This is a genomic window from Arcobacter sp. CECT 8983 (assembly GCF_004118855.1).
GTDB lineage: Bacteria > Campylobacterota > Campylobacteria > Campylobacterales > Arcobacteraceae > Halarcobacter.
Genome location: NZ_PDKF01000002.1, coordinates 389054 through 415474, shown reverse-complemented (window position 1 = coordinate 415474; position 26421 = coordinate 389054). Strand labels below are relative to the sequence as shown.

Annotated in this window: 25 protein-coding genes; 8 read left to right on the top strand and 17 right to left on the bottom strand. The window is 27.7% G+C overall.

All coding sequences use genetic code 11. The features are described 5' to 3' along the window. Nucleotides 1-156 precede the first annotated feature (156 nt). The 5 genes from CRV01_RS02120 to CRV01_RS02100 are packed head-to-tail and all read right to left on the bottom strand — an operon-like array spanning nucleotide 157 to nucleotide 3951. The gene (locus tag CRV01_RS02120) at nucleotides 157-771 is read right to left on the bottom strand and encodes a LysE/ArgO family amino acid transporter (RefSeq protein ID WP_129006583.1); all 615 of its coding nucleotides are present in this window, start codon (nucleotides 769-771) and stop codon (nucleotides 157-159) included. Further along, the gene (locus CRV01_RS02115) at nucleotides 771-1391 is read right to left on the bottom strand and encodes a MarC family protein (RefSeq protein WP_129006582.1); all 621 of its coding nucleotides are present in this window, start codon (nucleotides 1389-1391) and stop codon (nucleotides 771-773) included. Before CRV01_RS02115 ends, CRV01_RS02120 begins: the two co-directional genes overlap by 1 nt. 1 nt (nucleotide 1392) lies before the next feature. Next, entirely contained in the window at nucleotides 1393-2361 is a 969-nt protein-coding gene (locus tag CRV01_RS02110) for an amino acid ABC transporter permease (RefSeq protein WP_129006581.1), read from the bottom strand. A 3-nt stretch (nucleotides 2362-2364) separates the two neighbouring features. Then, on the bottom strand, nucleotides 2365-3210 hold the full coding sequence (locus tag CRV01_RS02105) for a transporter substrate-binding domain-containing protein (RefSeq protein ID WP_258238289.1): 846 nt from the start codon (nucleotides 3208-3210) through the stop codon (nucleotides 2365-2367). A gap of 12 nt (nucleotides 3211-3222) precedes the next feature. Beyond that, complete coding sequence (locus CRV01_RS02100; RefSeq protein WP_129006607.1) at nucleotides 3223-3951, bottom strand: amino acid ABC transporter ATP-binding protein; 729 nt, start codon at nucleotides 3949-3951, stop codon at nucleotides 3223-3225. A 242-nt stretch (nucleotides 3952-4193) separates the two neighbouring features. On the opposite strand from CRV01_RS02100, the gene CRV01_RS02095 reads away from it, so the two are divergent. Next, nucleotides 4194-5306 (top strand): glycosyltransferase, encoded by a 1113-nt coding sequence (locus CRV01_RS02095; protein WP_129006580.1) that lies wholly within the window; start codon nucleotides 4194-4196, stop codon nucleotides 5304-5306. A gap of 3 nt (nucleotides 5307-5309) precedes the next feature. On the opposite strand, the gene CRV01_RS02090 is transcribed toward CRV01_RS02095, so the two are convergent. Genes CRV01_RS02090 through thyA form a run of 3 tightly spaced genes read right to left on the bottom strand, consistent with a single transcriptional unit; the run spans nucleotide 5310 to nucleotide 7608 of the window. Further along, nucleotides 5310-6221: a bile acid:sodium symporter family protein gene (locus CRV01_RS02090; RefSeq protein WP_129006579.1), complete on the bottom strand. Its 912-nt coding sequence runs from the start codon at nucleotides 6219-6221 to the stop codon at nucleotides 5310-5312. A 4-nt stretch (nucleotides 6222-6225) separates the two neighbouring features. Then, nucleotides 6226-6729, bottom strand: a complete 504-nt coding sequence (locus tag CRV01_RS02085) for a dihydrofolate reductase (protein WP_129006578.1) — start codon at nucleotides 6727-6729, stop codon at nucleotides 6226-6228. A gap of 15 nt (nucleotides 6730-6744) precedes the next feature. Then, nucleotides 6745-7608 (bottom strand): thymidylate synthase, encoded by an 864-nt coding sequence (gene thyA, locus CRV01_RS02080; protein WP_129006577.1) that lies wholly within the window; start codon nucleotides 7606-7608, stop codon nucleotides 6745-6747. A 168-nt stretch (nucleotides 7609-7776) separates the two neighbouring features. Here thyA and CRV01_RS02075 point away from each other — a divergent pair, with 168 nt between their 5' ends. Both CRV01_RS02075 and CRV01_RS02070 read left to right on the top strand, forming a co-directional pair. Then, on the top strand, nucleotides 7777-9555 hold the full coding sequence (locus tag CRV01_RS02075) for an AAA family ATPase (RefSeq protein ID WP_129006576.1): 1779 nt from the start codon (nucleotides 7777-7779) through the stop codon (nucleotides 9553-9555). Continuing rightward, a complete protein-coding gene (locus CRV01_RS02070; protein WP_129006575.1) occupies nucleotides 9542-10486 on the top strand; it encodes a hypothetical protein in 945 nt (314 codons plus the stop codon). Before CRV01_RS02075 ends, CRV01_RS02070 begins: the two co-directional genes overlap by 14 nt. A gap of 251 nt (nucleotides 10487-10737) precedes the next feature. Here the strand turns inward: CRV01_RS02070 and CRV01_RS02065 are convergent, their stop codons facing one another. From CRV01_RS02065 to CRV01_RS02055, 3 genes are read right to left on the bottom strand one after another with little or no spacing between them, the layout of a single operon-like run. Then, entirely contained in the window at nucleotides 10738-11304 is a 567-nt protein-coding gene (locus tag CRV01_RS02065; protein ID WP_129006574.1) for a TetR/AcrR family transcriptional regulator, read from the bottom strand. Nucleotides 11305-11312: 8 nt separating this feature from the next. Continuing rightward, on the bottom strand, nucleotides 11313-11945 hold the full coding sequence (locus CRV01_RS02060; protein ID WP_258238288.1) for a LysE family translocator: 633 nt from the start codon (nucleotides 11943-11945) through the stop codon (nucleotides 11313-11315). A 9-nt stretch (nucleotides 11946-11954) separates the two neighbouring features. After that, nucleotides 11955-12932 (bottom strand): hypothetical protein, encoded by a 978-nt coding sequence (locus CRV01_RS02055; protein ID WP_129006573.1) that lies wholly within the window; start codon nucleotides 12930-12932, stop codon nucleotides 11955-11957. Nucleotides 12933-13108: 176 nt separating this feature from the next. Between CRV01_RS02055 and prpB the strand changes: the two genes are divergently transcribed. From prpB to CRV01_RS02030, 5 genes are all read left to right on the top strand, one after another. Then, on the top strand, nucleotides 13109-13993 hold the full coding sequence (prpB, locus tag CRV01_RS02050; RefSeq protein ID WP_129006572.1) for a methylisocitrate lyase: 885 nt from the start codon (nucleotides 13109-13111) through the stop codon (nucleotides 13991-13993). A gap of 52 nt (nucleotides 13994-14045) precedes the next feature. After that, the gene (prpC, locus tag CRV01_RS02045) at nucleotides 14046-15194 is read left to right on the top strand and encodes a 2-methylcitrate synthase (protein WP_129006570.1); all 1149 of its coding nucleotides are present in this window, start codon (nucleotides 14046-14048) and stop codon (nucleotides 15192-15194) included. An 88-nt stretch (nucleotides 15195-15282) separates the two neighbouring features. Next, nucleotides 15283-17880 carry a Fe/S-dependent 2-methylisocitrate dehydratase AcnD gene (acnD, locus tag CRV01_RS02040; RefSeq protein WP_129006568.1) on the top strand — a complete coding sequence of 866 codons (2598 nt, stop codon included), beginning with the start codon at nucleotides 15283-15285 and terminating at the stop codon, nucleotides 17878-17880. 103 nt (nucleotides 17881-17983) lie between these two features. Continuing rightward, a complete protein-coding gene (gene prpF / locus CRV01_RS02035; RefSeq protein WP_129006566.1) occupies nucleotides 17984-19162 on the top strand; it encodes a 2-methylaconitate cis-trans isomerase PrpF in 1179 nt (392 codons plus the stop codon). A 121-nt stretch (nucleotides 19163-19283) separates the two neighbouring features. Next, complete coding sequence (locus tag CRV01_RS02030; RefSeq protein ID WP_129006564.1) at nucleotides 19284-20444, top strand: NnrS family protein; 1161 nt, start codon at nucleotides 19284-19286, stop codon at nucleotides 20442-20444. A gap of 3 nt (nucleotides 20445-20447) precedes the next feature. On the opposite strand, the gene CRV01_RS02025 is transcribed toward CRV01_RS02030, so the two are convergent. The 6 genes from CRV01_RS02025 to CRV01_RS13805 all read right to left on the bottom strand — a co-directional run bounded on the left by CRV01_RS02025 (nucleotide 20448) and on the right by CRV01_RS13805 (nucleotide 26379). After that, nucleotides 20448-22577: a PAS domain-containing protein gene (locus CRV01_RS02025; RefSeq protein ID WP_129006562.1), complete on the bottom strand. Its 2130-nt coding sequence runs from the start codon at nucleotides 22575-22577 to the stop codon at nucleotides 20448-20450. Beyond that, the gene (locus CRV01_RS02020) at nucleotides 22570-23661 is read right to left on the bottom strand and encodes a substrate-binding domain-containing protein (RefSeq protein WP_129006560.1); all 1092 of its coding nucleotides are present in this window, start codon (nucleotides 23659-23661) and stop codon (nucleotides 22570-22572) included. Before CRV01_RS02020 ends, CRV01_RS02025 begins: the two co-directional genes overlap by 8 nt. Before the next feature lie 86 nt (nucleotides 23662-23747). Beyond that, on the bottom strand, nucleotides 23748-24290 hold the full coding sequence (locus CRV01_RS02015; protein ID WP_129006558.1) for a hydrolase: 543 nt from the start codon (nucleotides 24288-24290) through the stop codon (nucleotides 23748-23750). Nucleotides 24291-24422: 132 nt separating this feature from the next. Continuing rightward, nucleotides 24423-25361 carry a hydroxymethylbilane synthase gene (hemC, locus tag CRV01_RS02010; RefSeq protein WP_129006556.1) on the bottom strand — a complete coding sequence of 313 codons (939 nt, stop codon included), beginning with the start codon at nucleotides 25359-25361 and terminating at the stop codon, nucleotides 24423-24425. Next, nucleotides 25362-26192 carry a thioredoxin domain-containing protein gene (locus CRV01_RS02005; RefSeq protein WP_129006554.1) on the bottom strand — a complete coding sequence of 277 codons (831 nt, stop codon included), beginning with the start codon at nucleotides 26190-26192 and terminating at the stop codon, nucleotides 25362-25364. It abuts the gene before it with no gap. Between the two features lie 13 nt (nucleotides 26193-26205). After that, a complete protein-coding gene (locus CRV01_RS13805; RefSeq protein WP_258238287.1) occupies nucleotides 26206-26379 on the bottom strand; it encodes a hypothetical protein in 174 nt (57 codons plus the stop codon). Between the last annotated feature and the right edge of the window lie 42 nt (nucleotides 26380-26421).

The following is a 26421-nucleotide window of genomic DNA, read 5'->3' as shown; positions in this document are numbered from 1 at the left end:
AATCAAAACTCACTTGTATATGATTTTATGAAACCTTATAATAGTACTTATAAGTGGGACATTTTATTGACTTTTTTAAATTATAATTTCTTAGACAATGTTTTATTATATAAAATAATTTTAGTTATATTTATTAATCTAAACTTAAAATATATCTTATTCAATTATTTCAAGAAGTGAATATGCAATTACTAGCATAATTAATCCAATTGAAATATCAAGTATCTTCCATGTAATTGGCTTTTTAAATAATGGAATTAAAAATCTTGCTGAAAAGCCTAATGTAATAAACCAAAATGAAGAAGCCGATAAACTTCCTAATAAAAAAAACAACTTTAAATCATCTTCAATATTTGCTCCAATTCCACCAATTAATAAAATAGTATCAAGATATGCATGTGGATTTAAATATGTGAAAACAAAAAGTAAAGTTAGCACTTGTCTTAATGGATTTGTTTTTACCTCATCATCAATCTTTAAACTCTCATTTTTAAATGCCGATTTAAAAGATAAAAAAGCATAAAAACATAAAAATACAATTCCAAAAATAGCAATTGAGTTTATTAAAATTTGATTGTCTTTTATAAAAAAACCTAATCCAAAAACACCCAGCGAAATAAGAAAAATATCTGAAAAAATACAAAAAAGTACTGCTTTTCCTACATGTTGTTTCAAAAGCCCAAGTTTTAGAATATATGCATTTTGAGCTCCAATTGCAACAATCAAAGATATTGTTACAATAAAACCTTTTAAAAATATGTCTAATATCATTATAAATATAGTTTTGTAAGACTGACTATTCCTGAGATTATAAATTGTACTGCAATTGCTCCAACAATTAATCCCATAAGTTTTGTTACTACATTTTGTCCTGTAACGCCAAAAAGTTTTCTAATATAAATAGAGTTTTTTAATATTAAATAAAATAAAAGTGCATTTATACAAAAAGCAAAAGTAATAGATATTAAATCAGTAAAAGTTTTTGCATCATGTTTAAAAATAACAATAGTAGTAAATAATCCAGCCCCAAAAGCAATAGGAATACCTATAGGTATAACTGAAAGTTCTTCATCACTTTTATTATCATCTTTTTTACCCTCTTTTGCACTTCCATTTACCATAGAAATTGCCATCATAAGAAGAATAATTCCACCCATAACTTTAAGTGAATTTTCACCAATACCAAAGACTCTTAAAATTCCATCCCCAGTAATAAGTACTACAAAAAATGCAATAATAATTGTAAAAGTAGATTTTCTTGCAATTGTTGATATTTGATTTTTTGTAATATTTGTACTCAACAAAGATAAGGCTAAAGCGCTTATCCCTATTGGGTCCATAATAGCGAAGATAGTAATGGTTTGTTGGATAAAATTAGATAATATTTCCAAATTAACTCATCCCACCTTTTAAAGCCATTCTTTTTTCTATTTTATGTCCTATAAAACTTAATAAAGAAGTGATACATAAATAAACCAATGCAACGATAATCCATGTTTCAAAGGGTGAGAAAGTATTTGATACAATCTCTTTTCCTACTTTAGTTAAATCTGTAATAGCAATAACAGAAACTAAAGAAGAGTCTTTAACTAAAGCAATCATCTCTCCAACCAATGTTGGTAAGGCTCGTTTAAAGGCTTGAGGTAAAATAATATATCTCATAGCTTGTGTTTTTGAAATACCAAGAGAACTAGCAGCTTCAAGTTGCCCTTTATCAATAGATTGAATAGCCCCTCTTAAAACTTCTGCCATATAAGCACCAAAGAAAATACCAAGAGCTAATACCCCAGCGATAAATCTATCAAGTTCAAAAATATTTGCAACTATGAAATAGAATAAGAAAATTTGTACTAATAAAGGTGTTCCCCTAACAAGTGTAATATATACTGTTGCAATATCTTTTAAAAATTGATATGAAGATAGTTTCATAAGGGCAACGATAATACCTATTATAAAAGTCAATATTGCTGCAAAAAAGGATACTTTTAATGTTACCCAAAGTCCTTGCAATATTGGACCTAGTTTTGTATTAGTTTTTGAAGCAATTACATCAAACTGATATGCATATTCTCCTACTTTATACTCTAATGAAAAACTACTATCTAAATTTTCTAACTGAACTGTATCAGTTCCTTCAATAAAGTATTTTCCATCTTTTAATACTAGTTTTCCATCTATAGGAGCTTCAACATTTACAACTTTTTCATAAACAAAATATTTAGGAATAGAGTTCCATTTCCATACGTAGTTCATATTTGTTGCGGCTAGATAAAAGAAATATCCAACTGCAATATAAAAAGCTAGAGCAATAAAATGCCCTAGCTTTTTGTTTTGTGCCCAAGATTCGTGTTTTTTACTCATAAATTATTGAACTCTTTTTAACCAATCTGTATCTTGTAACCATTTTTTATTTAATTTTCCATGGAAATCAACTAGTTTATCTTCTTGTGTTTGTCTTAAGAAGTTGTTTAGCCAATTAAGGAAATCTGGATCACCTTTTCTAATAGCCCAACCTAATGGCTCATAAGTTAATGGCGTATCTAAGTGTACTAATTTACCTTTACCTTTATCAGTCATAAATAAAATATTATATGGTTTATCATAGATAAATGCATCAGCTTTTCCATTTAATACTTCTGAAAGTGCATCTGGTTCAGTTTCAAAAGTTACTACTTTTGCATTTTTAAAGAATTTCTTTGCAACAATCTCACCAGTTACACCTAGTTTTGTAACAATTGTATAACCTTTTTTATCTAATTGGCTTGCTTCAGTAACTTTACCTTCTAATTCTTTAGAGATTAAAACAGTTTGTCCAAGTACAGTATATGGGTTAGCAAAATTAATCTTTAAATTTCTTTGTTGAGTAATAGTCATTGCTGACATAATAATATCACATTTACCAGTTAAAAGTGATGCAATAATACCATCAAAAGCAGTCGCTACAGGAGTAAACTTTACACCCATTTCTTTTGCCATTTTTTTACCATAGTCAATATCATAACCAATAATTCTACCTCTTTTATCTTTCATTTCAAAAGGCATATATCCTGGGTCTAAACAAGCTCTTAATTCCCCTCTTTTAACAATCTCATTTAATGTAGATTTCTTCCAAAGGTTAATATCATCTGCAAGTAAATTCATTGTTGCAAATACCATTAAAGCTAGTACTAATTTTTTACCTGTGAACAGGATTCCATTTCTTTTTATCACTTTTTCTCCTTATTAATGTGTTAATATTTCTTTTAAGAATTTCTTTGCTCTATCACTTCTTGGATTTTCAAAAAATTCTTTTGGAGTATTCTCTTCTACAATAACTCCGTGATCCATAAATACGATTCTATCACCTACTTCTTTTGCAAAACCCATTTCATGAGTAACACAAACTAAAGTAAAGTTTTCCTTTGCTAAATCTTTCATAACTGCAAGTACATCACCTATTGTTTCTGGATCAAGGGCTGATGTAGGTTCATCAAAAAGTATAACTTTTGGTTTCATTGCTAAACTTCTTGCTATGGCAATTCTTTGTTTTTGTCCACCACTTAAATCAGCAGGATATGAATTAGCCTTGTCTTTTAATCTTACTTTATCTAGTAGTTCTAAAGCAATCTTTTTTGCCTCTTCTTTATTTACATTTTTTACTAAAGATGGTGCAAGAGTGATATTTTCTAAAATAGTTAAGTGAGGAAATAGATTAAAGTGTTGAAAAACCATTCCAACTTCACCTCTAATCTCTTGTAGGTTCTTTTTACTTTTATGAATATCAATATTATCAACTATGATTTCACCTTCATCAATATCTTCTAGACCATTGATACATCTAATTAGTGTTGATTTTCCAGAACCTGATGGTCCACAAACAACAACAATTTCACCTTTTTTTACATAGAAATTAATATTTTTTAAAACATGAAAGTCGTCAAAAAATTTATTAATTTTATTCATACTAATAATGTTACTACTATTACCCATTATCTCTCTTTTTTTAGATTCAAGCTATTATATTATAATAATACCAATTAAATAAAAATTAATGTATAATTATCGTACAACTAACTGTTTCATCTACTTCATAATAAGTTTTTACTCATTCCTTTAAAATACTATAAACTAAATATTTAAGAAAATAATATTAGTGCTTCTTTAATGCTACTTGCTTATGATAGTATAAAACAATTTTCTTGCAAGGAGTAATTATGAGTAGACTTCTTTATATAACAGACCAAGATGAATATACTGACCACAGTTTTATTGGTCCTTTGTTTGAAAAACATTTAAATGATTATATCCAAACTGATATAGTTTATTTTAGTGAATTCAAAACTGAACTAGAAAAAAAAGATGATAGGCGTTTTGTTTTACCTAAGTTAGAAGCAACAAAAATCTTGAGTTTATTGAAAAAAGCAGAAATAAATCCTACTATTTATGACTATATTATAGTTAGAAACAATGCAGCTATTTTAAAAGCAATTTTACAAGAAAGTAAAACTTATAACTATAAAGTTGGATATAGGCTTTCATTTCCAAAAGAGATAGAAAAAATGGAAGTGGATAAAGCAAATAATAAATCTAGTTTTCTAAAATATCTAAACACTACAATCAATAGTTTTTCTGAAACAAAATACATAAACCAATGTGATATTTTTTTACCTTCTTCTGATTTGATGAAAGAAGAGTATTATGAAGCAGTAAAAGTAAAAACTTTTGTTTGTCCTCCTTGTTTAGACCCAGATGAATTAAAAGAAAACAAACAACACCAATCAAATGAAAAAAGATTTTTCTATGCAGGGACAATTGATAAACTAAGGGATTTCGAAACAGTTATAAATGCTTTTGATAGTGTAAAAAGTTCTTCCTGGAAATTAACTATTTCTACAAAGAATCCAGAAAATGCAAAAGCAATAATAAAATCTTTTCCAACATTAGAAAATAAAATAGAAATTGTAAATACAAAGACAAAAGAAGAGTTATTAAAATACATTTCTGAAGCTGATATTGGAATATGTGTATTGCCTGATATACCACTATTTAGTACTTCTACCCCTACTAAAATCATGGATTATTATTCTACTGCCATTCCTTGTTTGATGACAAACAATGCAAATAACTATACTTTATTTACAGATAATCATGATGCTTGGTTTTGTAAGTTTGATAAATACTCTATAAAAACTAGACTTGAAGAGATAATTGATTTATCAAAAGAAGAGATTGCAGATATTGGTAAAAAAGGTCAAACTAGACTTTTAGAAATAAGAAATTATAAAAAAGTTGCAAATAAGTTAGCTGAAACACTAGAGCTTTTATAAGCTTTAGTGTTCATCTTCTTTTGACCAATATCCTGCAATAATCGAACCAGAGATATTGTGCCAAATACTAAAAATTGCTCCAGGCAATGCACTTAAAGCAGTAAAATACTTCATTGATAATACAACTGCTAAGCCTGAGTTTTGCATACCAACTTCAATAGCTACTGTTTTGCATTCCTTTTTTTCATATCCTAAAAATTTAGCTATGTAAAACCCAGATAATAATCCTGTAAAATTATGAAGCATAATAGCAAGCATTAAAGGTAATGCAATAGTTGCTATTTTGCTTTGATTTAATCCAATGATAATTCCAATAATAAATACAATAGAAACTATAGAAAGAAAAGCAAATAAATCATGTCTTTTTTCTATGTATTTATGGAAGAAGTGATTTAAAATAATCCCTACAACAACAGGAACAAATACTATTTTTAAGATACTCAACAACATACTAAAAGCAGGTACAGGAACTGTTTGTCCTACATAAAGTAAAGTCAAATATGGTGTAATGAGTATTGATAAAAGCGTTGAAACTATAGTCATAGTAATAGATAAAGCAACATCAGCTTTTGCTAAATATGCAATTACATTTGAAGCTGTTCCACCTGAAACTGCACCAACTAAAACCATCCCAACAAGTAATTCATCTGAAAGACTAAAAAGTTTTGAAATAACAAAAGCAGCAAGGGGCATAATCAAAAATTGTAAAAATACAGTTAAGGCAATGATTTTAGGTTTTTTCAAAACTCTTCTAAAATCATCTACTTTTAAAGTTATTCCCATACAAAACATTATCAAAATAAGTAAAGGAATAATCCAAGATTTAAAATCAATTACAATGCTAGGTTGTAAGTATGCAATTATTGAAAAGATAATTGCCCATATAGGAAAAAGTGTAGTTATTTTTTTAAGCATCTACTTAATCTTTTTTAACCCAAACTTTAAATTTCCAAGCTGGTGATTTAACCTTATCACCCTCTTTGATTTCTTCATAATCTTTTTGTTCTACTAAATCCCAAGAAGAGAAATCAATCTCTTTTAAATAAGCATCTGCCTCACCTTCAAAATCTACTTCACTTAAATACATCTTATCAACATAAGGGAATAAAGTTTCATAGATATTTGCACCACCAATTACAAATAGTTCTTCTTCCCCATTTGCCCGTGCAAAGTCTAAAGCTTTGTAAATATCATTAAAAGTATAAACACCTTCATGTTCAAAATCACCTTTGCTTAATACAAGTGAAGTTCTATTTGGAAGAGGTTTACCAATAGATTCAAAAGTTTTTCTTCCCATTAAAAGATGATGACCTGAAGTTATTTGTTTAAAGTTTTTAAAATCTTCACTTATATGCCATAACATTTGGTTGTTTAAACCTATTTCCCAGTTTTTCCCATAGGCTACTATCATTGAAATCTTCATTTGTTTGCCCTTCCTTTATACAGCCATTTGTGCTTTAATTGGTTCATCACATACATAATCAACTAATTCAAAATCTTCCATTTTGAAATCATTGATATCTTTTATATCAGGATTGATTTTCATAGTTGGTTTTTTATGTGGAGTACGACTAAGTTGTAAATTAACTTGTTCCATATGATTTGAATAAATATGTGCATCACCAAAAGTATGTACAAAATCCCCCACTTTTAAATCACAAACTTGTGCAATCATCATAGTAAGTAATGCATAAGAAGCGATATTAAAAGGTACTCCTAAAAATACATCTGCACTTCTTTGGTATAACTGACAAGATAGTTTTCCCTCTGCTACATAAAACTGGAAAAAAGTATGACAAGGAGGTAATGCCATATTTTCTATCTCTGCTACATTCCAAGCATTTAAAATAATTCTTCTACTATCTGGATTAGTTTTGATTTGATTTATTACATCAGCTAATTGATCAACTTTTTTTCCATTTGCACCTTCCCAAGATCTCCATTGGCTTCCATATACAGGACCAAGCTCTTTTATAGTATCTGTATTCGTATAACCTAAATCTTTCCCTTGAGCATCTGCATTTGCAGTCCATACAGTTTTTTTACCAATTAGGTTTGAAGCTTTATCTCCAAAATGGATTTCAGCAAGTCTTCTTTCATCAGTACTTCCTTCTATAAACCATAAAAGCTCTGAAATAATAGCTTTAAGATGAGTCTTTTTTGTAGTTACAAGAGGGAAACCTTCACTTAAATCAAATCTCATTTGATAACCAAAAACAGAAGTAGTTCCAGTACCTGTTCTATCTTCTTTTTTAATACCATTATCTAAAATATGTTGTAGTAAGTCTAAGTATTGTTTCAATGATATTCCTTCTTTTTTATAATTTTTTATTTTAGCAGATTCATACTTTTTTCTTCTTTTTATCTTGGAGTAAAAAGAAAAGCCAATTAATAACTCTTTGAACTTGATGTAAACTTTTAAATGATATTTTTGTAATATATTTAGAAATATTATATTTAAAGAGTTATTATGGAATTGGTTTATTTGTGGGTTGAGAGTTATAAGAATATAAAGAAACAGGGGTTTAATTTTTCTCCTAGGTTTGATTGTAAGTATGATGAAGAAAAAAATGAATTAACTATTGATGAAAACAAAGATTATGTAAATATATTTCCTGAGAATATAAATATTACTGCTATTGTTGGTGAAAATGGAAGTGGAAAGAGTAGCCTTCTAAAATATATTGGACAATTCTCCTCTTTGTTTCTTAATAAAAAGTTTGATATTTTTATAACGGATCCAAAGACTTATATATTTATATATTACAGTAAAGCTCTAAAGCAGTTTTTTATATTATGGAGTATTTTAGATAAAGTAAAAGTAACAAATAATACTGCATTTAACATTCCATGTTATATATTGAATTCATTTAAATCAGATGAATACATAAAACTATTAAAAGAAAAAAAATTTGATGATATTACAAGGTTGGCTTTAGAAAAAAGAGTTAATAGTAATTTTAATAAGGAATGTTTCAGTAAAAATATAAATGAACTTCATGAAAAATTGTTTATATTACATTATGATTTTTCATTTGATAGATTTACATATTATGAAAATGATAATTCATCTATACTTGCTGTGCCAAATAAAGAATATGATATATATCAACATTATAATTATGATAAGACTTTAGTAATAAACCATATTATTTCTAAAAACTATATTGATGATAATAAATATTTTGAACCTTACAAAATTTCTATAGAACCGTTAGGAAATACTGTAAATCAGTTTCAATATAAGAATAAACTTGAAATTAAAGATTTTATATTACATTTAATATATAGCACAATTTTTAATTTATTAAAAGGTAGACATATTAAAATAAATGATACTAATAAAAATATAATAAATAATCCAAAAGATTTAGCAGAATTTATAAGTAAACATTTAAAATCAATTGAGAAATCATTTGTTAGACAAGATATAAAAGAGATACCTTTATCTTATGAACTTGAAGATTTAATAAATTACTTAAAAATATTAAATGAAAATGATTTGAATCAAATATTTCAAATTGATAACACTTTCGCTAATATTAATGTTAATACAGAATATTTAAATGAAAATAATATAAGTTTATTAACGTCTTTACCAAGTAAATTTTTTAAACTAAAAATATTATCTACTAATAATGTTGACTATGATGATCTAAGCAATGGTGAAAAAGCAATTTTACGAATTAGGTTTTATATTGAAAAAGTTATACAAAAGTACAAGAAAAAAAACTACTTTATACTTCTAGATGAAGCAGATAATGAATTGCATCCTGAATGGCAAAAGAAATTACTGAATTATTTAATAAGTATATTTAAAAATAGACAAGAAAAATTCCATTTTATATTAACTTCACATTCGCCATTTATCATTTCAGACCTAGCAAAAGAAAATGTGATATTTTTAAAAAATGGAAGAGAAGTAGATGTAGAAATAGATACTTTTGGCGCAAATATCCATACGTTACTTTCCCATGGTTTTTTTATGAAAGATGGTCTTATGGGAGAGTTTGCAAAAGAGAAGATAAATGAGGTCATTAATTTTTTAAATAATAATAAATCTACAATAAAAAGTAATGAAGAAGCTCAAAACTTGATAAATATAATTGGGGAACCTGTTATTAAAAAACAGTTACAAAAAATGTTAGATTCTAAACGATTAAGTAAAATAGATGAAATAGATTTGATAAAAAATCAGATGAAAAAATTAAGTGATAGATTAGAAGAAATAGAAAATGCAGAAGATTAATATATCAAAAGAAGCAATAGATAATTTTTATGGACATATATCTAATAAATTTATTAATGAAAAATTATCTAAAGAAAAAAATAAAAAGCTTATGTGGACTATTACCTTAACTGAATTAAATACATTAATTAGTAAAAAGCTAAAAGGATTTAAAGAAAATTTAGATTTAGAAAAATTAATTAAAATGGAATATTCTGATTTATGTAGACTTGTAGATTATATAAAAAGTAATAAATCAAAAACAAAATTAACAATAAAACAAAAAGATATATTTTTAACTTTGTATTCAAGATTAAATAATGCTTTATTTGTAAAAGATTTAAATGTAAAAGTTTGTCCATATTGTAATAGAAATTATATTTTTAATTTTAACAAAAAAGGTAAAGAAAATGCAACTGCACAACTTGACCACTTTTTTGATAAAAAAGATTATCCATATTTATCTGTAAGTATTTATAATTTAGTTCCAAGTTGTGGAACTTGTAATTTAAGAAAATCATCAAAACAACAAGATATATTTTATCCATATAATGAAAGTTTTAATGATAGTGTAAAGTTTAAATTAAAAGGTATTAAAAGTAGAGAAAAATTATCAATACAAAATTTAGATTTCTTTGACGAGAAGAGAATAGAACTAGATTATAAAATTTTAAATAATAAAGATAAAGTTGAAAATCATATAGAAATTTTTAATATAAAGAATTTATATAATGAACATAAAGATATTGTTTCTGAACTTTTGCAAAAAAGAGTAATATATTCAGATGATTATATAGATAGTTTATTAGATGAATACGAAGGAAAGCTTTTTAATAATAAAGAAGATTTACAAAGACTTATTACATCAGGATATGTTGAAGATAAAGATATAAATAAACGCCCACTTTCAAAACTTATAAAAGATATAAGTGAAGAGTTAGATTTATTATAAAATTGAAAATAAAGTCTAATAAAAAGAACTTTCGTTTTTTTATTAGACTTATGCTTTTAAGCAAATTATCATACTACAAATTATGTAGTTTGAATAAAGAGTAGATTGAAGTTCCATAGTTATGTATAAGAACTAAATCGGGGGAAGGGATTAACCAGTTAGTCAAGCCTTGGACACAAAAAAAGGGACATGACTACTTAGTCAATAAAATTATAACAAACTTTGACTATATAGTCAAGACATTTAATTATTTAATTCCTAATTTGATCAAAAAAAACTTTAAGTTGTTTTATACAAACCTCAAAATATTTACCATCTTGTGATTTCTTTGCAGTTGACAAGGCACCTTCAATAGTTGCTACAACAAATACAGAAAGCTCTTTTATATCTTCATAGTTTATTTCATTGTTTTCTTTAGCTTTTAATAACACATTATAAATAATATCTTCAAAATGAGTATATACCTTTTCTAGTGCAACTTTAAAATCTTTGTCTTGATGAGAAAGTTCTTGTACTAAAGTATTTAATCTACAACCAAAAGTAAAATTAAAAGAGTCTTTATTTTCAAAAACTTTGAACATAGAATCTATATAATTGCTTTCAGACTCTAAAATTGCACCATATTTTTTATCAATATATTCAAATATATGAGCATCTATAACGGCTAACATCAACTCTTTTTTTGATTTAAAAAAGTGATACATACTTCCTTTATTCATCTTTGCTTTTTTAAGTATTTTATCAACAGAAGTTGCATAATAACCATTTTCATATATTTCATCAAATGTGACTTTTAGTAATCTGTCTTTGCTACTCATATTTTTCCTTATTTACTTAATGCAATTTTTATTCCTAGAGATATCAAAACAGCTCCAACAGCTCTATCAAACCAAACTCCAAACTTATTAAAAAATTCTCTTACACTATCTTTTGTTAAAAATAGTGATGCTATTATAAAATATATTGTCGTTAATAACATGCATAATAACCCATAAATAGCTTGAATAAAAATCGGTGTATCAATACTAATTACAACAGTAAACATTGATAAGAAAAATAGTGTTGCTTTTGGATTTAATGCGTTACATAAAAATCCTACCATAAAAGATTTAAAATCACTCATATTTTTATCATATTTTATATTATTTTTATCGATTTTAAAACCTTTTGATTTTAAACTCATTATTCCAAGATAGATTAAATATGCAGCACCTAAATATTTTATGATATTAAAAAGTATTATTGATTTTGAAATGATAAGTCCAATTCCTAAAATACAATAAATAACATGCACAGAAATTCCAAGACCTATTCCAATACTTGTAAAAATAGAAGCTCTTCTACCATAAGTAATGCTTTGTTTAAATACCATTGCAAAATCTGGTCCAGGAGATAATAATGCAATCACCATTGCTGTCATTAAAACTATTAACTCATGTGTATATAAAGAAAAATCCATAATTTACCTTTAGTTTCTTTTTTGTCCAGGCTTTGGTTGACTTACTTGTTTTTGTAAATCTACACTTAAATTATTGAAAAATAATTCTCCATAATCTGTTGTTCTATTTATAGTTTCATATGCTTGTAAAATACTATTGTTATATCTTACCGCATCTTTTAATATATTTATAATATTAATTGACTCTAAAAAGTTTACATGAGATGGAGCTTCCACAGGAGAAGAATAGTACTTGTGCATTCTTTCGACTAAATTTTTATTTCTAATTTCAATAAATACTGACTCAATAGGTGATTTAAAGAAAAGAATCTTTTGTTTGACATTTATTGATATATATGTTGTTTCCATTCCATATATTTTTCTTGAAAAAGAATCAAATAAAAAAAGTTTTTTATTATAGTTATTGTTAAATAGTTCATATATAAGTTCTAATATTTTTATTTTTTCTTCTTTTGTATAGAAATTCCCAATTGTAGAAAAACAAAAAGAGAGTACAGATTTAATAGAATACCATTCTGTAGTATCATAATCATATTTTAACATTTGATCAATTCTTTTTTGTTTTAATTCTTCTATATCAGTTGATGTTTTTGTTCTATATACTCTTTTTACTGCTGTATCTCTATACATAGGACCAGGAAATTGTGCTTGTATTACAAATCTTCTATTTCTTTCTAAATCCATTATGTACTTTAATCTTCCATAATAATCTTCATCAATAATTCTTACTTCTTTTTGAGGAATTTGAGTAATAGATTTTACAAATTCATCTCCAGTACAACCCTCTTCCCAAATAAAGTCTGGATATCTAAATATTGTACAAATTTTTTGTTTTACATCATCATTTGGTTCTATATCAGAAATATTATCAATCCAAGAGGTAACTGTTCTTCTATCTTTTTGGATTAACGAAGCAAATTTAGATATACTTAGATTAGATCTTTTAAAAATCTCAATAAACTTCTCTATACCGTTTTTATACATCATTTTCAAACCTTAACTAATATTTAAAGGTTATTGTACCAAAACAATACATAAGAACAAATATTGTACAAATTTATATATTCATAAAAAAAATTGCCATTTCCAAAACAAAAAACATACATTACCTATTTATAATTCTCATGTATAATTAAAGTCAATTAATTTTATGAAGGATTAACATGAGCGCAGGAAAAAAATTTAGAGAGGCTTTAAAAGAAGAAAGTCCTTTACAAATTGTAGGAACAATTAATGCTTACCAAGCATTACAAGCTACAAAAGCAGGACATAAAGCTATCTACCTATCTGGTGGTGGTATTGCAAACGCTTCTTATGGATTACCTGATTTAGGTATGACTATGATTGAGGATGTATGTATTGATATTAGAAGAGTTACATCTATCTGTGATACACCATTAATCGTAGATGCTGATACAGGTTGGGGACACGCTTTTAACGTTGCAAGAACTGTTAAAGAATTCATTAGATCTGGTGCTGCTGGATTACATATTGAAGATCAAGTTGCTGCTAAAAGATGTGGTCATAGACCAAATAAAGAGTTAGTTTCAACTGAAGAAATGTGTGACAGAATTAGAGCTGCAGTAGATGCTAAGCAAGAATTAGACCCAGATTTCTATATTATTGCAAGAACTGATGCCCATGCTTCTGAAGGTCAAGAAGCAGCAGTTTCAAGAGCTTTAGCATATGTTGAAGCTGGAGCAGATGCAATTTTTGCAGAAGCAATTCATACTTTAAAAGAGTATAAAGAGTTTACAGAAAAAATGTCTGTACCAGTATTAGCAAATATTACTGAATTTGGTGCAACTCCAATGTTTACTACTGAAGAGTTAGCAAGTGTAGGAATTGATATGGTACTTTATCCATTATCAGCATTCAGAGCTATGAACAAAGCTGCATTAAATGTATACCAAGAATTAAAAGAAAAAGGTACTCAAGAAGGTGTTCTTGATACTATGCAAACAAGAATGGAACTATACGATATGTTAGGTTACCATGATTATGAAAAGAAAATGGATGAATTATTTGCTAAGGCAAAAGCAAAATAATTTATACTTAAATTAAAAAAATCTAGGGAAAAGATAATATAAGGAGAAATTTATGAGTACTACTACGGGATTTAAACCAAAAAAGTCTGTTGCTTTATCAGGTCATGCTGCGGGAAACACTGCTATTTGTACAGTTGGTAAAAGTGGAAATGACTTACACTATAGAGGTTATGATATTTTAGAGTTTGCTAACACAGCAGAATTTGAAGAAATTGCATACTTAATTGTACATGAAAAATTACCTAATAAAGCAGAATTAGCTGCTTATAAAGAAAAATTACAAGGGATGAGAGATTTACCAGATGGTGTTAAAGTTGCATTAGAACAATTACCAAAAACTTCTCACCCAATGGATGTTATGAGAACTGGTTGTTCAGTACTTGGAGCAATCATGTCTGAAGATGAATCTCACCCAAAAGAGGGAGCACAATTAATTGTTGATAAATTAATGGCTTGTTTTGGTTCTATGTTATGTTATTGGTACCACTATGCATACAATGGAAAAAGAATTGATGTAGTAACTGATGATGATTCAGTTGGTGGTCACTTCTTACATCTTTTACATGGTGAAAAACCTAGAGAGTCTTGGGTTAGAGCTATGCATACATCATTAATTTTATATGCTGAGCATGAATTTAATGCATCAACATTTACTTCAAGAGTAATCTCTGGAACTAATTCAGATATGTTCTCATGTATTGCTGGTGCAATTGGAGCTTTAAGAGGTCCAAAACATGGTGGAGCTAATGAAGTTGCATTCTACATCCAAGAGAGATACTCTTCAGCTGATGAAGCAGAAAAAGATATCTTAGAAAGAATGGCTAGAAAAGAGATTATTATTGGTTTTGGACACCCAGTTTATTCTGTATGTGACCCAAGAAATGTAGTAATTAAACAAGTTGCAAAAGAACTTTCTGAAGAAAACAACAACACTTTAATGTATGATGTTGCTGAAAGAATAGAATCTGTAATGTGGGAAAACAAAAAAATGTTCCCTAACTTAGACTGGTTCTCTGCAGTTTCATATAACCAAATGGGAATCCCAACTGATATGTTTACTCCGATTTTCATTATCTCAAGAGTTACTGGATGGGGAGCACATGCTATTGAGCAAAGAGAAGATGGTAAAATTATTAGACCATCAGCTAACTATACTGGTCCAGAAGATTTAAAATATGTTCCATTAGAAGAAAGAGAATAATTTAAAGATTATTCAAAACTTAAAAGCCATCAAATTTTTGATGGCTTTTATTTTTTATAGAGAAAATTTAAAAATAGGTATAAATAATATGACAAATGAAAAATATCTTAAAGACCTTGATGGTGTAGATGGTGTTAAATATTATGATGTTAAATCAGCGGTAGAAGATATTACTCCTGGTTCATTCGAAAAACTAAACTATACTTCAAGAGTTTTAGCAGAGAACTTAATTAGAAAATGTCCTAGTGAAGACTTAAAAGATTCACTTATTCAATTAATTGAAAAAAGAACAGATAAAGATTTCCCTTGGTATCCATCAAGAGTAATCTGTCATGATATCTTAGGACTTACTGCATTTGTTGACTTAGCTGGTCTTAGAGAAGCAGTTGCTTCTAGAGGAGGAAATCCAGATAAAGTTAATCCAGTTGTTCCAACACAATTAATCGTTGACCACTCTTTAGCAGTAGAGTGTGGTGGATTTGACCCAGATGCATTCCAAAAAAATAGAGATATCGAAGATAGAAGAAATGCAGATAGATTCCACTTTATTAACTGGACTAAAGAAGCATTTAATAATGTAGATGTTATTCCTCCAGGTAATGGTATTATGCACCAAATTAACCTTGAGAAAATGTCTCCAGTTGTACACTTAAATGATGGTGTTGCAAGTCCTGATACATTAGTTGGTACTGACTCACATACTCCTCACGTAGATGCACTTGGTGTAATCGCTGTTGGTGTTGGTGGATTAGAAGCTGAAAATGTAATGCTTGGAAACCCTTCATATATGAGAGTTCCTGAAATCATCGGTGTTGAAATTGTTGGTGAAAGAGCTGCTGGTATTACTGCAACTGATATTGCACTTGCTATGACTTCATTTTTAAGAGAAAACGATGTAATTTCAGCATATTTAGAATTCTTTGGACCTGGTATTAAATACTTAAATCTTGGAGATAGAGCAACTATTGCAAATATGACTCCTGAATATGGTGCAAGTGCTGGTATGTTTGCAATTGATGAGCAAACAATCTCTTACTTAAAAGTAACAGGTAGAGAGCAAAAACAATGTGAATTAGTTGAAGCTTATGCTAAAGCAAATGGTTTATGGGCTAATCAATTTGAGAATGCTACATATGCAAGAACTATTCAGTTTGACTTATCTAAAGTAACTAGATCACTAGCTGGTCCTTCTAAACCTCATAAATTAGTTCCAACTTCAACACTTAGAGATGAAGGAATTGTAAAAGAGTGGACTCAAGAAGGTGACTTCATTCCAGATGGTGGTATTTTAATTGCTGCTATTACTTCTTGTACAAATACTTCTAACCCAAGAAATGTTATTGCAGCTGGACTTTTAGCTAAAAAAGCAAATGAACTTGGATTAGAAAGAAAACCATGGGTTAAATCTTCATTAGCACCAGGTTCAAAAGTAATTGAAGTTTATTTAAAAGAAGCTGGATTATTACCTGAAATGGAAAAATTAGGATTCGGTGTAGTTGGTTTTGCATGTACTACTTGTAACGGTATGTCAGGTGCTTTAGATCCAAAAATCCAACAAGAAGTAATTGATAGAGATATCTACTCAACTGCTGTATTATCTGGAAACAGAAACTTTGATGGAAGAATCCACCCATACGTAAAAGAAGCATTCTTAGCATCTCCTGCACTTGTTATTGCATATGCATTAGCAGGAACTGTAAGATTTGATATTGAAAATGATGTATTAGGCAAAGATAAAGATGGTAACGATATTAAGTTAGCTGACTTATGGCCATCAGATGAAGAGATTGATAAAGTTGAAAAAGAGTATGTTAGACCAGAAATGTATAATGACATCTATGAACCAATGTTTAATAGAGATGGAATTACTGCTGTTAAAGCTGAGCCATTCTATAAATGGAATCCAAACTCAACTTATATTCAAAAGCCACCTTATTGGGAAGATGAGTATATGAGTATGCCAGCATTAAAAGGTTTAAGACCACTTGGTGTATTCCCTGATAACATAACAACAGACCACTTATCTCCATCAAATGCAATTTTACCAGATTCAGCTTCTGGTGAGTATTGTTTAAAAATGGGATTACCTGTTGAAGATTTAAACTCTTATGCAACGCATAGAGGTGATCACAATACAGCAAGTAGAGCTACTTTAGCAAATCCAAAACTATTTAACGAAATGGTTAAAGATGAAAATGGAAATGTTAAACAAGGTTCATTAACTAAGATTATGCCTGAAGGTAAAGAATCAAGAATGTGGGAAGCTATTGAAGAGTATAACAATAGAAAGCAACCACTTATTATCATTGCTGGTACAAACTATGGTCAAGGTTCATCAAGAGACTGGGCAGCTAAAGGTGTAAGATTAGCTGGTGTTGAAGTTTTAATTGCTGAATCAATTGAAAGAATCCATAGAACAAACCTTGTAGGAATGGGTGTATTACCATTACAATTTAAAGAAGGTGAAAATAGACACACATTTAATATTGACGGTTCTGAAACATTCGATATTATTGGTGATATTACTCCAAGATGTGATTTAAAAGTTGAAATGACTAGAGCAAATGGTGAAAAAGTAGAGTTTACTGTACTTTGTAGATTAGATACTTCTGCTGAAGTTGAAGTTTACAAAAATGGTGGTATTTTACAAAAATTCGCTAAAGATGTTGTTGCTGAAACTAAGTAAGAATAACATTTAAATTTAAAAAAGAGGTTCTCCTCTTTTTTAAATATTTATAGAAGAATTAATATAGATTTTTCTATAAATATTTAAATTAAAAGGGAAATTTATGGCTTATAAACCACAATTTAAAGTAAAAGCTACATATATGAGAGGTGGTACTTCAAAGGGTACTTTCTTTAATATAGCAGATCTTCCAGAAGAAGCAAAAAATGATTCAAGAAAAAGAGATAAATTATTACAAAGAATTGTAGGAAGTCCTGATATTTATAAAAAACAAATGGATGGTATGGGTGGAGCTTCTTCATCTACTTCTAAAGCTATTTTAGTTGGAAAATCAGATATTCCTAATCATGATGTAGATTATTACTTCTGCCAAGTTGCAATTGACAAAGATTTTGTAGATATGAGTGGAAACTGTGGAAACCTTTCAAGTGCAGTTGGACCTTTTGCTATTAAAGAAGGTTTAGTTAATAATGTTCCAGAAAATGGAGTTTGTTGTGTAAGAATCTGGCAAGCAAATATCAAAAAAACTATTCTTTGTTATGTAACTATGGAAGACGGAATGGTTAAAGAAATGGGTGATTATGAAATTGATGGTGTTGCTTTCCCTGCTGAAGAGATTAAATTAGAGTTTGTAGAACCTGTTGACCCATCTGAAGAACTATTTCCTACTGGAAATTTAGTAGATGATTTAGAAGTTGAAGGGATAGGAACATTAAAAGCAACTATGATTACTGCTGGTATTCCAACTGTATTTGTTAATGCAGATGAAATTGGATACAAAGGAACAGAACTTCAAGGGGATATTAACTCTGACACTGTTGCCTTAGAAAAATTTGAAAAGATTAGAATTGCAGGTGCTCTTAAAATGGGTGTTATGAAAAGTGAGGAAGATGCATTAACTCAACAACATACTCCAAAAATTGCTTTTGTATCTCCTGCTCAAGACTTTATTACTTCTTCAGGAAAAGAAGTTAAAGCCAATGAAATGGATTTACATGTTAGAGCACTTTCTATGCAACAATTACATCATGCTATGATGGGTACAGCTTCAGTTGCAATTGGTGTTGCTGCTTGTATTCCAGGAACTTTAGTTAACCTTGCTGCTGGTGGAGGAGAGAAAGATACAGTTACTTTTGGTCATCCTTCAGGGGCAATCAAAGTTGGAGCAACGTTATCACAAAAAGATGGAAAATATATTGTAGAAAAAGCTAGTATGAGTAGAAGTGCAAGAATCATCATGGATGGTGATGTACATGTACCTGCTGGTACTATGGACGTTTAATTAGCCAATATATTTATCCAAAAAGGTCTGAGTTTTATATTCAGACCTTTTTTTATTGATTAAAATCAACAAATTACTGTTCTTTTTATGTAATACTTCCTAAAATTATTTAGGATGCAATATGCAATTTTCAACTTCTCCGAATCCACAAATTTTAAAACAATCTTGGAAAGAAAGATTTTATTCTCAACCTCATCAAATGTTTTTTGTAAGTGCAATCTTTTTTGCTATTTTTATTATGATTATGACTTTATTCTCTTTAATGGGTAAGCTTTCTTTAGAATTTTCTACAATTCATGGTTTTGGATTAAATTATGCAGTATTTACAAATGCTTTTTTAGGTTTTTTAATTACTGTAATACCTAAATATAATGCTTCATTACCAATCAAAGAAGAATTATATGTTAAACCTTGGATTATTTTACAAGTTGCCTTTTTCATAAGTTTATTAATTAATCCCCTTGTAGGAAAACTAATTGTTGCTATAGTAATGTTCTATTTTGCTAAAATCTTTTATTCTACTATTAAAGAAGGAAAAGCTTTAATAAAAGAAGATAGTATTTATTTAAACTCTATATTTACATTAGGAGCAGTTCTTCTTACTTTTGATGCAGTATTTAGCTTAGACTTATCATATCTAATATTTTTTACTTATCTAATCAATATGGTATATTTTGTAGCCTTACGAATGATTCCAGGATTTTATTTTACCTATACAAAAATCAACCCTTGGCAAAAACCTAAATTTATAAAGCCAGTGTCTTTTATACTTATTACAACTGTTGCTATTGCTTTACAGTTTGAGTTAAAACCTCTTATTATGATTAGCTCACTTCTATCATTTCTATTCTTTACATATGTATTTATAAAACTTAATATGTTTAAAAAAACAAGTGCTATTTTACAGATTTTAGTAATAGGTTTTGCATGGTTTCCATTAGGTTTTTTAGGAATATTTTTAGAGTCACTTTTAGAAGGTTCTATTTTAAAGCTTGGACTTCATATTTTTGCATTAGGTTTTGTGACAACTTTATTAATAGGTTTTGGAAGTAGAGTTAGCTTAGGTCATGCTATTCCAGCACAGCCTATTATTGCAGACGAATTTACAAAGTGGCTTTTTATATTAACACAAGTATTAGTTATTTCAAGAATTGCAGCTTCTATTTTAGTATTAGATAATTCAACAATATTTATGAATATCTTACATTTAAGTGCTACTATTTGGATTCTTTTATTTTTTGCTTGGGCTTTAAAATATGGAAAATATTTATTAAGAGTTTAATACCTATTGATTTATAGCAATAGGTATTATTATTGTAAACTCTTCACCTTTATATTTATTATTTTCATATTCATATACTATAGTTTCATTATTTATTTGCCCACTAAAATGCTTTTTGATTATTTCAGAAGACATATAAAGTCCTAATCCTGTTCCTTGAGATTTATGTTTTGTAGTAAAATATGGTTCATAAATCTTATCTTTTATTCTATTTTTTATTCCACCTGCATTATCTGATATTTTAATGATTGCTTTATCATTTTCAATATAATTCTTCATAAAAATATACTTTTTATTTTCAGGTTTTAAATTAGCTTGAATGGCATCTTTAGCATTGTTAATAAGGTTAATTACTACTTGCATTAATTCAAACTTATAACCTTTTATATTAACTGGTGTTAAATCTGTTTGAAGATATATTCCGTGTGATTTATATGAAGCTTCAAATATTTCGATATTTTCTTTGATTACATCTTCTATACTAAACTCTTCAAGTTCTTTATTTGGATTAAAGAAATTCCTAAATTTATCAATAATCGTAGATAAATATTGAACTGTATTAACTATCTTTTCTAGATTTTTTATAGTCTCTTCTTTTTTATCAATATCCAGCTCAATTTGCATTATTTGACTTGAAGATATAGTACTAATTACATTTAAAGGTTGTCTCCATTGGTGGGCAATATTACCAATCATTTCTCCCATAGATGCTAACTTACTTTGTTGATAAATCATTTGTTCTTTTTTCTTATTATCTTTTTGAAGTTTAATAATCTCATCAATATCAGTATGAAAACCTGTCATTCTAACAGGTTTACCTTCAATATCAAAAAATATTTTTCCTCTAATTCTTAACCATTTATAAGACCCATCTTTACATTTAAATCTATAATGGTCCTGATAAAAACTTGTTTCACCTTTTAGATGTCTAGCTAACTTTTTTAAAGTATTTTTATAATCAGCAGGGTGAACACTTTTTTTCCAAAAGTTTTTTATGTCATCCACTTCATCTAAAGAGTTGTATCCTAGCATTTCTAAATATCTTCTAGAGTAATACGCACTATCATTTACTAAATCTAAATCCCAAAGTCCATCCTGAACTCCCTCGATGGCTCTTGCATATTGTTCTTTTAAATCTCTTAATTCATCAATAATCTCTTTTAAATTTACTGCAAAATTATCAAACTCTAAAATATTACTTTGTTCATAAATTACTAATTTGTTATCCTTTGACTCCTTTGCAAAGTTAAGTAATTTTGAAAAAGGTTTAATAAAATATCTATTAGTAAATATATATAAAATAGAAAAAGAGACTATCACAAAAAATAGTAAAAGTAATCCCGCTTTTATAAAATCATTTTTGAGTAAAGAGATTGATGAGTTATTTATTATATATATAATATTTATGAAATCATCATTTCTAATATTAACTTTTTCATTAAAATAAATTCTTTTATCTTCTTTTATTATCTCTTTATCTCTTAGACTTTGGATATTTTCTAACTCATTTTTTGCTGTTGTTGCTATTAGATAATCATTATAATAAATAAAAACATCTACTAAAGAAGCATTTTGTTTAATGTTTGAAACTATAAAAAAGTTATCATTTATAATTTTTCCTGCATAAAGTTTTGCTTTTACTCTTCCTGTTTTTTCATTAATAATTTTTTTTGAACTAAGTAAAATCAAATATATATCATCTTTATTTTCTATTAATAAAAAGATATTCCCTTCTTTTAATCTTTTTTCACTTATTTTTTTAATTATATAATCTGTATCAAATAAAGAGTTACTAAAATTAATAATTTCATTGCTTTTTTCTAAATATAATAAATCAACTTGATCAGTTGATGTGGAATCACTTATTAATCTTCCTAAAGAACTTTGATTTTCATCTACTCTTACAAGAATCTTACTAATTTTGAATGTTATTTCATCTAAATTTCTTTTTTCATTTTCTATTATAATATTTGTTAGATTTATTGTTTGATTGAAATACTGTTTTAAATTATGATTTAATACTTTCTCAGTAGAGAAATATGCCCAAATAGAAATACCAAAAGAGACAACTACTAAAAATATAATAATAGATAAACTATTTATAAGTGTTAATGAAAACTTTTTTTTAGTCATCTTTTGTATACCTAAATGCTCTATTTTTTAGTTTCTCTAACTCTTCTTTTTTGATTCCTTTTTTTACTATAGCAAAGTTACCAGAATATATAGTTGGAACCTTATATGGTTGTTTTAGAATATCAAGCTTTACTGCTTCTGCCATCGCTACACCATTATCATCATTCATTCTCATAACAGTTATATCAAGTTCTGCTTTTTCAATAGCTTCTAATTCAGAAGAGCCTCCACCCCAGCCATTTATTTTTATTTTCCCTAATAAGTTTTTTTCTTTTAATGCTTCTATTGCACCTAAGGCAATATCAGTTGTACATGCATAAATAAACTTTATGTCACTACTTCTATCAAGTAAATCAAGTGTTGCATTTTTTGCTTTTTCTTTATTTAAATCTGTATAATATTCATCTGTTAGGATTAAATTTGAATTCTTTCTTATATAGTCTACAAATTTATTACCTCTCATAAAACTAACATAACCTTTAGAACCATATAAAACAGCATATTTACCTTCTCCTTTAGTTTGTTTTATATAATAATCTGCTAATAAAATACTTCCTTTGTAATGGTCAAATCCTACATAAAGAAAAGGTTGTCTCTCTCCCCATGATTTTAAAGGAGTTGTTATATTTTGTAATATAAGTTTTATTTTTTTATTACTAATAATTCTTTCAATAAACTTTTTATGTTTACTTGTATCTAATGTGAAGATTAAATAGTCAGGTTCTAATTTCAAAGCTTCCATAAGATGTTTTGATTGCTCTTTTATCTCTATAGCAGGTTTTGTAAAAAACTCTATTAATTCATAATTTATATTTAACTCTTGTAATCTTTTTTCAAAAGAAAGCTTACTCTTTCTCCAATAATCAGAAATCTGATTTCCTGGGTAAACAAGAACAATTTTTATTTTTTTATTCTTCTTTTCTAAAGCTTTTGCTTTTTCTTTTACCGTTTGCTTGAACTCTTTATAAATATGTTCTTGATTATTTTTTTTTAAATATTCTCTAACTTGGTAGTACTCATTGTTATTTGCATATAAACTTATACTTACTGAAAATAGAAGTAGAAGATTTAAGAGGTATTTCATATTTCGCCTTTAATGGGAAATATTATAACAAAATTGTAAACCTTAGTAAATAAATAAGTGAAAGAATTAAAGTAAAGTAGCCTTTGCTACTTTACAAGTTTTGATATTTCTTTAAATACAGGATGTTTTGCATTTACAGTTAATTCAAATAATAATGATTCATAAGTTGTTGGAACAACCCCTGCTTGAACCAATCTAGTTATTGCCATATCTTTATCTGCTTGTTTTCTTGAATTAACACAATCTGTTACTAATACAACTTTAAATCCCTCTTCAAGTAAATCAATAGCTGTTTGTAAAACACATACGTGTGTTTCAATTCCTGCTAAAATAACCGTATCTTTCCCACTATTTTTAATAGCATTTAATCCATCTTCATTACCACAACAAGAGAATGTTGTTTTTTCAAAATGAGGATAATCTTTTGTTAATTCTTGAATACTTGGTATCGTTTCACCAATTCCTTTTTTATATTGTTCATTTACAATAACTGGAATCTCATGTAGTTTTAATCCTTTGATTAAAATCTGTAGATTTTTTTCTAACTCTTCATTATTTGAAATATGTGGAAATAGTTTTTCTTGGATGTCAACTTGTACAAAAATTGAATTTTCTGCTTTTATTCTCATATTATCTCCTTAATTTAATAATTAATAATACAAAAACATATAAGAAAAATCTAGTGAATTTTACAATTTAAGAAAGGATTTATTCAATTTGAGAAATAAATAAGCAAAAAGGGCTAAAAGCCCCTTAAAATGCTATGCAAATGCTACTTTTTCAGCACGAGCTAGTAGCTCTTTTGCACCTTTATCAATAAAAGTTTGAGCTAAAGTTTTACCAACTGTTTTGTATTCATTGATATTTGATACAATTTCTTCTTTAATATATTCACTTCCATCTGGCATACCAACAATTGCTCTTACATCAACAGAATTCTCATCAATAATTGTTGCTTTAATTCCAATAGGAACTTGACACCCACCTTCTAAAGTTCGTACAAAATCTCTTTCAATTGTTGATTCAATCTCGGCATTTTTATCATGTAGTATAGATACTAACTCTACTAATTCTGGATTATCTAAAGTTTCAATACCTAAAGTTGCCTGTCCCATAGAAGGAATCATCTCTTCTGTTGAAATAGGTTTGAAATATTTTACTTCATCTTCAATTTGAAGTTTTTGTACTCCAGTTGCTGCTAAAATAATAGCATCATATTCACCAGCTTTTAATTTTGCAATTCTAGTATTAATATTTCCTCTTAAATCTTTTAAAACAATATCAGGTCTTAACAGTTTTATTTCAAGTCTTCTTCTTAAACTTGTTGTTCCAACTACTGCATTTTGAGGTAGTTCTTGAATACTTGCGTACTTTTGGCTTAAAAGTGCATCCCTTGGATCAAATCTTTGAGATAAAGCTGCTAAAACAAAACCTTCTTCAAACTCAACAGGAACATCTTTTAAAGAATGTACTGCAATATCAGCTTCTTTATTTAAAAGTGCAACCTCTAACTCTTTTGTAAAAAGACCTTTTCCTCCAATTTTTGCTAAAGGAACATCTAAAATTTTATCTGCTTTTGTAGAAAAAGTTTTTAATTCAACTTCAAGTTCTGGGTAGTGCTCATTTAGTTTTGCTTTTACATATTCACTTTGCCATAGTGCTAGTTTACTACTTCTTGTTGCTATTGTTATTTTCTTCATTTATTTTCCTAACTCTTCATATTTTAATTTAGTTTTATCTTGTTCACCATTAATAAAAACAGTTGGTGTACCTTGAACTAAAACGTTTTCACCCATAGATACATCTTCAAAAATCTCTTCATTTATATTTTTACTATTTATATCTTCTTCTGTATATAATGTTTTAAACTCTTTATTAAAAGCATCAATTACAACACTCTCATCTTTTTCTTTTGAAGAAAATTTTTCATCCCAAAATATAGAATATATTTTTTCTTCTATATTTTCTATTCCATCATGTTTTGCTTTTACCATTAGTTTTACTAAAGGTGCTGCTGCTGGATGAAGTGCTAAAAGTGGGAAATGATAATAGTATAATGCAATTTTATCTTCATGTTTTTTAACATATTTTATTACATCTGGCACATAATCCATGCAAAATGGACATAAAGGATCTGAGAAAATCACAATCTTATCTTTTGCATTATGATTTCCTGCAATAAGTCTTTTCTTATCATAATACTTATTTGTTAGTTTTGGTGTCATTAGATCTTTTAATGATTTTCCAGTTTCTAAATCAAATAGTTCCGATGAAATAACTTCACCATTTGAAAAAACAATATCTTTTGCATTTACGTTATTTCCTGCCATTGTTGCTTTAATATCAACAATAAAACCATACCAACCTTTTTGAGATAACTCTTTTTTCATAAAAATAGATAAATCATTTACTTCTATTCTAGGATTTTGAGAAAATCTTTTTTCTTCAAACTCTAATATCTTGTCTTCCGTGTCATTTGCATTTAAAAAACTTAGCAATAAAATCAATGGAATCAGTAGTTTTAAAATCATATATATCCTTTCATTAGTTTCTAGTTTTTACAGTTATCTTCTTAACGTGTAATAGCTCCTTTGCTTTATCAAGCATAGGAGAATTTAATATCTCATTTAATTCTAACTCCCTTTGAGAAGGAGTAGGATTAGCTGTTTTTTGCATATCTGCAACACAACCAGACCCCACTTCTACATCTTCAATCATAGAGCCACTATCAGATGAGTTATTGTCTTGTTCTTCTACTTG

Bases quoted from the DNA above. Each gene is read 5' to 3' on its own strand.
- CRV01_RS02110 (WP_129006581.1), bottom strand. From the start codon at position 2,361: ATGAGTAAAAAACACGAATCTTGGGCACAAAACAAAAAGCTAGGGCAT.
- CRV01_RS02015 (WP_129006558.1), bottom strand. From the start codon at position 24,290: ATGAGAATAAAAGCAGAAAATTCAATTTTTGTACAAGTTGACATCCAA.
- CRV01_RS02120 (WP_129006583.1), bottom strand. From the start codon at position 771: ATGATATTAGACATATTTTTAAAAGGTTTTATTGTAACAATATCTTTG.
- CRV01_RS02055 (WP_129006573.1), bottom strand. From the start codon at position 12,932: ATGATGTATAAAAACGGTATAGAGAAGTTTATTGAGATTTTTAAAAGA.
- CRV01_RS02005 (WP_129006554.1), bottom strand. From the start codon at position 26,192: ATGATTTTAAAACTACTGATTCCATTGATTTTATTGCTAAGTTTTTTA.
- CRV01_RS02095 (WP_129006580.1), top strand. From the start codon at position 4,194: ATGAGTAGACTTCTTTATATAACAGACCAAGATGAATATACTGACCAC.
- CRV01_RS13805 (WP_258238287.1), bottom strand. From the start codon at position 26,379: ATGATTGAAGATGTAGAAGTGGGGTCTGGTTGTGTTGCAGATATGCAA.
- hemC (WP_129006556.1), bottom strand. From the start codon at position 25,361: ATGAAGAAAATAACAATAGCAACAAGAAGTAGTAAACTAGCACTATGG.
- CRV01_RS02070 (WP_129006575.1), top strand. From the start codon at position 9,542: ATGCAGAAGATTAATATATCAAAAGAAGCAATAGATAATTTTTATGGA.
- prpB (WP_129006572.1), top strand. From the start codon at position 13,109: ATGAGCGCAGGAAAAAAATTTAGAGAGGCTTTAAAAGAAGAAAGTCCT.
- CRV01_RS02030 (WP_129006564.1), top strand. From the start codon at position 19,284: ATGCAATTTTCAACTTCTCCGAATCCACAAATTTTAAAACAATCTTGG.
- acnD (WP_129006568.1), top strand. From the start codon at position 15,283: ATGACAAATGAAAAATATCTTAAAGACCTTGATGGTGTAGATGGTGTT.
- CRV01_RS02060 (WP_258238288.1), bottom strand. From the start codon at position 11,945: ATGGATTTTTCTTTATATACACATGAGTTAATAGTTTTAATGACAGCA.
- CRV01_RS02090 (WP_129006579.1), bottom strand. From the start codon at position 6,221: ATGCTTAAAAAAATAACTACACTTTTTCCTATATGGGCAATTATCTTT.
- CRV01_RS02025 (WP_129006562.1), bottom strand. From the start codon at position 22,577: ATGACTAAAAAAAAGTTTTCATTAACACTTATAAATAGTTTATCTATT.
- CRV01_RS02085 (WP_129006578.1), bottom strand. From the start codon at position 6,729: ATGAAGATTTCAATGATAGTAGCCTATGGGAAAAACTGGGAAATAGGT.
- CRV01_RS02075 (WP_129006576.1), top strand. From the start codon at position 7,777: ATGGAATTGGTTTATTTGTGGGTTGAGAGTTATAAGAATATAAAGAAA.
- CRV01_RS02065 (WP_129006574.1), bottom strand. From the start codon at position 11,304: ATGAGTAGCAAAGACAGATTACTAAAAGTCACATTTGATGAAATATAT.
- CRV01_RS02020 (WP_129006560.1), bottom strand. From the start codon at position 23,661: ATGAAATACCTCTTAAATCTTCTACTTCTATTTTCAGTAAGTATAAGT.
- prpC (WP_129006570.1), top strand. From the start codon at position 14,046: ATGAGTACTACTACGGGATTTAAACCAAAAAAGTCTGTTGCTTTATCA.
- prpF (WP_129006566.1), top strand. From the start codon at position 17,984: ATGGCTTATAAACCACAATTTAAAGTAAAAGCTACATATATGAGAGGT.